At 38.7% G+C, this 5,518-nt stretch carries 6 protein-coding genes and 1 pseudogene; 3 read left to right on the plus strand and 4 right to left on the minus strand.

Annotation, left to right across the window (positions count from 1 at the left end; translation table 11 throughout):
- Positions 1-209 (plus strand): hypothetical protein (locus tag F6K38_RS34220; protein ID WP_287359542.1); only part of this gene is annotated, 209 nt, incomplete at its 5' end.
- A 265-nt stretch (positions 210-474) separates the two neighbouring features.
- Positions 475-693, plus strand: coding sequence for a hypothetical protein (locus F6K38_RS34225; RefSeq protein ID WP_287359544.1), 219 nt, complete (start codon positions 475-477; stop codon positions 691-693).
- A gap of 408 nt (positions 694-1,101) precedes the next feature.
- Here F6K38_RS34225 and F6K38_RS34230 read toward each other — a convergent pair whose 3' ends face one another.
- The 3 genes and pseudogenes from F6K38_RS34230 to F6K38_RS44535 all read right to left on the minus strand — a co-directional run.
- Positions 1,102-1,557 carry a hypothetical protein gene (locus F6K38_RS34230; RefSeq protein WP_287359546.1) on the minus strand — a complete coding sequence of 152 codons (456 nt, stop codon included), beginning with the start codon at positions 1,555-1,557 and terminating at the stop codon, positions 1,102-1,104.
- Between the two features lie 1,347 nt (positions 1,558-2,904).
- Entirely contained in the window at positions 2,905-3,678 is a 774-nt protein-coding gene (locus tag F6K38_RS34235; RefSeq protein ID WP_287359548.1) for a polysaccharide deacetylase family protein, read from the minus strand.
- A 1,090-nt stretch (positions 3,679-4,768) separates the two neighbouring features.
- Positions 4,769-4,898 (minus strand): annotated as a pseudogene (locus F6K38_RS44535) (IS5/IS1182 family transposase); the annotation flags it as partial.
- Between the two features lie 106 nt (positions 4,899-5,004).
- Here F6K38_RS44535 and F6K38_RS34240 point away from each other — a divergent pair.
- A complete protein-coding gene (locus F6K38_RS34240) occupies positions 5,005-5,130 on the plus strand; it encodes a hypothetical protein (protein ID WP_287359549.1) in 126 nt (41 codons plus the stop codon).
- 128 nt (positions 5,131-5,258) lie between these two features.
- Here F6K38_RS34240 and F6K38_RS34245 read toward each other — a convergent pair.
- Positions 5,259-5,518 (minus strand): ferredoxin (locus F6K38_RS34245; RefSeq protein ID WP_287359552.1); only part of this gene is annotated, 260 nt, incomplete at its 5' end.

Raw genomic sequence — 5,518 nt, forward strand, 5'->3', positions numbered from 1 at the left:
GGATGCGAGATTTTGCCAGACATCTCGATAAAAGCCTGACCGACTATGCTCGGATATTTGCGGAAAACACCATGTCAGTGAAACCGTTACCAGTGGGATTTTTCGAGCATTGGTTGTCTGATGGTAGGGCATTGATATTGCTGGATGGTTTGGATGAAGTAGCAGAAGACGCTAAACGCCATGATGTAGTCAAGCGCATCGAGAATTAATCGCCTAAATCAACAATACATAAATCCTACCCACATAGAAAACGCTAGTGGTTACAAAATAGAAATCCCCACAAATCAAAACTTAAGTAAAACAAAAACTGAAACTGAATACGATTTCACCAATTTATCCCATACTGAACTCTGGCAAACTAAGAAAAAGGGAGCTTGGAAAGAAAAAATCAAACGGTCATTTAATGCTATACGCTATTACAACAACACTGTTGCCACTGGTGATAATGATCGATTAGCCATCAACGGAGCTGTCATGAGGGCTTTAAGTGGTGTTAATGGAGTTCAAGTCGGTAACTGGCTTAAAGACCATCATGATGAGGTAATCTGTCATAATTGCAAGCATGGAATGGGAAATAGTAAAGACCCAACTCGTTTGGATACGTACTTTAACAAAAAATACGGTAGTGTAAAAATTAATGAATTGCTTCAGTTAATAAATGTTGAATGTTTGAATGGAGCAGTGAAAATTTGACTATGATATCTACTGGGTTGTATACTAAACATCACCTAGTGCATAATGTCGCCAATAACACCAAAAATCAACATGTAACGTATAATTTATCCCTATAATCTAACACTAGATGTATATATTGTCACGAAATAATCTCAAATCTGACACAAATCGTGAATCTTATAATACGTATTTTTGTTAAAATATAATGTTAAACCTATTAAATTAGGAGTCATTCTAGCCTCAAAAACCCTAAAAAATCGAGTGTTCTGTAATAAAGGGTTTCAACTATTTATGCCCACCTACCTAGCAAAAGAGATGGAAAGCTAATTGATGGTGGCTCTAGAAGCTCTTTTTCAGTATAAGATATAGGTTGGGTTTCGCTGTCGCTCTACCCAACCTACAGTTTTAGCTATGCCACGCTACTACTCAAATAGGTAGAACCGAAAAGGTAACGATATAGTAGTATACACCACTACCACCACTTTCGCTATTGCTATAACCTTCCATCGCGGGAATAGGAAAAGGTTCATCGACTGGGAAATCTCCACGATCAGAATATACCTGTCCCATCATATCCGTATCCTCAGGAAAGAGATGAAGCTCGTCAATAATAACAGTTTTACCCTCTTCCGTACCCACTGTGCCCCATCCACAATTACCGCTCCATAAGGTAACATAGTCATCACTTTGAGCCTCTGTCTTCCATTTAAGAGTGAATGGAATAATCTCACCTGGTCGGCTATTGGGGCACTCGAATTGATCAAGATACATTAGAAAATGTGAATAATCTGCTGATGCTGGCTGTACAGCTCCAGCAAATACTACAACACAAATTAACATAAATGCACATAGAGCATTCATGAATCGCTTCATTTGCTTCATTTTTATTTTAACCTTGCTTAGCACACACAAGAACAATTGTTAAACGGCAAGAGCTGTAAGTTACCCTGTTGAGGTCAGGGTTATTTCATTCTGGATCTAGGTAACGAATTTACAGGCTTTCAGCCATCACATACCTGAATTATCGAAGGCTGAAAAGACGTATCCTCGTCAATGCATAAAATATTGCAATTTAGAATGAAACAGCCCTGGTTGAGGTCAGGATGAACGGTTGCATCCCCAAAAACACCTTTAATGCGGGATGCTGACTCTTATTTAACTTTTCAAAGAATAGCATGATAAACCCGTCATAAAACTCATATAAACCTCATATAAAATCTCATATAAAATCTCATAATTCTCATAAATCTCATATAAAATCTCATAAGTTAGGTGAAATCATCGATTTTAGTATAAATAGTTACAGACAATAATAGATTTAAATTTACTTTTTGTGAAATAAAAATACGGCGGTTTGCATAACTATTAGGTAGGTACGCAGGATTATTGTTTTACTTTAATGAGGTACACTTAATTGGGTTTATGTAATGGGTGTATTATCCCATTATTCTATTATTTTTGTATGGGGCAATACATCCATTATTAATAACTTCAACCTACCTATAGCTTGATTATTTAATTTTGATAAGTCTATATTGGGCGCACCAACGTTAGCGGGGGTATTTTTAACCGTTATTGTACCTCATTAATTTGAAAAATTTACTGCCGAACCCACGGGAAAACTCAGGGTGGAGCCGCCGGAGGTGGCGCGCGAGCATAGGGAGGTTCTTCTCTCCACCCGGTGCTAGTACTAGGGCTTACAATCGAAATTTCAGCTGAATCCCCACCATCGATGCTTACCCGTTCCCTGCATCCCTTAAATTATAGCGCTATAGATATATGCGATTCCATAATAAACTAGATGTAATTAACAAAATCCTACCGAATGTAACCTATAATTTATCCCTAGAATCCAACACTAGATGTATATATAGTCACAAAAAAGTCTCAAATCTGACACAAATCGTGAATCTTATAATACGTAATATACTTAACAAAAGAGATGGAAAGCAAATTACTGGTTAAACCTTACTTAGCAACCACATTCGAGGTAAAGAGAATAGTTGGACTTAAATACTGTGGCTTTTTCGGGGATAAGTTGCGCCGATCGGATTTAGGTTTTAAATCTTAAATCCGCTTGTTAAACTTTAATTTTGTTAATAATTAAATCCAATTATTGAGAAGCCCATGCTATCAAGCATGAGCTATAATTAACTAACTAATTAATTCGAGAATGTTCCTTCGACTTTATGATCGCGCCTAGAGAACACCTAGAACACTGACTGAGAATTAAAAGTGACTCTCAAAAAGCTGAGTAAAGGTTACCAAATCATATCCAGCTATGTTACATAAATCAATCAGTTCTTCTAGCCTAGCTAAGGAAGATGAGTCATCAAATTCTTGTGGATGCATCATCACTGCAGCCCAACCTTGTTTCCCGATTTCACTTTGTATGTCCTCAAATATATCCTGTGCTTCTCGCACTGTGCCTACTCCAGTCCAATCAGATAAAGTAACACCAACTGGTTCTGAAATAGGCAGATAACCAAAGTCTGGTTGACGTTTACAATTTGTAAGTGTGCATTGGCCAGACAGGATAAAATAATCGTTAAAGGACATTGCCTCTAGCGTATTATCGTTAAACTGGTTCTCAGGTGGTATCAGGGTTACAATATCCTTTTCTGGGAAAAGTTCTTCCAACTTAGATCTGCATTGATCTAGATCTAATTCCTGTTCATATAATGACATCTCATCTAACCTTTTATGAGACCAAGAATGACATGCCACCTCTCCCTTGTCACCTAGTATGTCCATAACGTATTGGACATAATAAATGTGAGCAGTATCATCCTTGAAATAATCGCCGATGACACCAATCGAAAGAGCCTGAGGACCGTTTTTATTGTATACGAAAACGTCCATTACTTCTTCCTGTGCTTTGTATAGATAAAAATCCTGAATATCATCAAGCCGAAAAACAACTTGAGAAGCTGAAGCAGGATTTACGAACGAAGAAAGTGCCATCATGACAATGGCCACTAAAAACACAAACATTCTAAACATACAGTCAAATTCCTTTGTTTGATGAGCTAATTGGGCGTTAGCTATAGTTACTATTTTTGTAGATAAATCTACTCAAGATTTGTAAGGTTTAAACCTTAAGGGGCAAACTACACGCCGCACTATTAAGTCTCCAGCTCATGGCTAGGATTCCCAACTAGTTTAAATTTGGGGTCTTGTAATCATGGGTTGCACCATGGAGAAACTGTGCCGCTTTAGCACACACAGAAACAATTGTTAAACCGCAAGAGCTGTAAGTTACCTTATTGAGGTCAGGGTAAACGGTTGTATCCCCCAAAACACCCTTAGTGCGGGATGCGAACTCTCAAGATTGTCGCTCTTATTTAACTTTTCAAAGAATAGCAAGATAAACCCATGATAAAACTCATATAAACCTCATATAAAATCTCATATAAAATCTCATAATTCTCATAAATCTCATATAAAATCTCATAAGTTAGGTGAAATCATAGATTTCAGTATAAATAGTTACAGACAATAATAGATTTAACTTTACTTTTTGTGAAATAAAAATACGGCGCTTTGGATAACTATTAGGTAAGTAAGCAGGATTATTATTTTACTTTAATGAGGTACACCTTTATGTGTATATAATGGGTGTATTATCCCATTTTTTGAGGAATTTTTTATGGGATTATACATCCATTATTAACATTTAAAACCTAGCTATAGCTTGATTATTTAATTTTGCTCAGTCTATATTGGGGGCACCCGCGTTAGCGGGGGTATTTTTAGCCCTTATTGTACCTCATTAATTTAAAAAATTTTGTACGAACCCACAGAAAAACTCAGGGTGGAACCGCCGGAGGTGGCGCGCGAGCATAGGGAGGTTCTTCTCTCCACCCGGTGCTAGTACTAGGGCTTACAATCGAAATTTCAGCTGAATCCCCACCATCGATGCTTACCCGTTCCCTGCATCCCTTAAATTATAGCGCTATAAATATATGCGATTGCATAATAAACTAGATGTAATTAACAAAATCCTACCGAGGGTGGAGCCACCGCAGGTGGCTCACGAGCGTAGCGAGGTTCTTCTCTCCACCCGGTACTAGTACTAGGGTGTGTTTTCAAACTATAACCACAACAAAATTAATGGGATTTCTAACATAGCTGTATAATTTCTAGCAAGTTTTTCGTATCGGGTGGCGATGGGGCGAAACTGTAAGAGGTCTGTTGATAGCACGCTCTATCAGGTTGCGTTGTCGATAAATTTCACGGTTAAACGGGCCACGATGTAGTTCATTCGAGAGTCAAGGAAAAAGTAAAACGGATACCACGACGACGGAGGTAATTACGGATTCTACGACCATGCGATCGCTTTTAGCGTGGCCTACGGCCAGTCGCGTAGCGGCTCTTTCAGAGCATCGCATTTCCCAATTCCCGATTCCCGATTCCCGATTCCCGATTCCCGATTCCCGATTCCCTACTCCTTAAAATCCAACCATTGCGATCAAACAACATAAAACCCCCAACGGCTCTAAGCCATCGAGGATTTAGTACTATTAAAAGCTGAAAGCTGATGGCTGATAGCTCTTGGCGTAGGCTGCGCGTAGCGCATATGCTTACCTTTTTTTCCTACGCTTTCTTGCCAGCTTCCTCTCCTTAATTTTGGCAGCAACAATACTGCGGTCAATGGGCAATCCTGCTCTAGGAATTACCTGATATTGTCGCTCGTCTTCTAGATTTTTAAGCTTCGTGTAATCAACCCAGTGGATACAATCTACTGGACAAGTGTCTATCGCTTCTTGTATCACGTCTTCTGGGTCGCCATCTTGCCGAAAAACCCGGGATCTACCGTAGTCGGCTTCCATGTAAAATGTGT

Origin of the sequence: Moorena sp. SIO3B2 (assembly GCF_010692525.1) — a bacterium.
Classification (GTDB): Bacteria; Cyanobacteriota; Cyanobacteriia; order Cyanobacteriales; family Coleofasciculaceae; genus Moorena; species Moorena producens.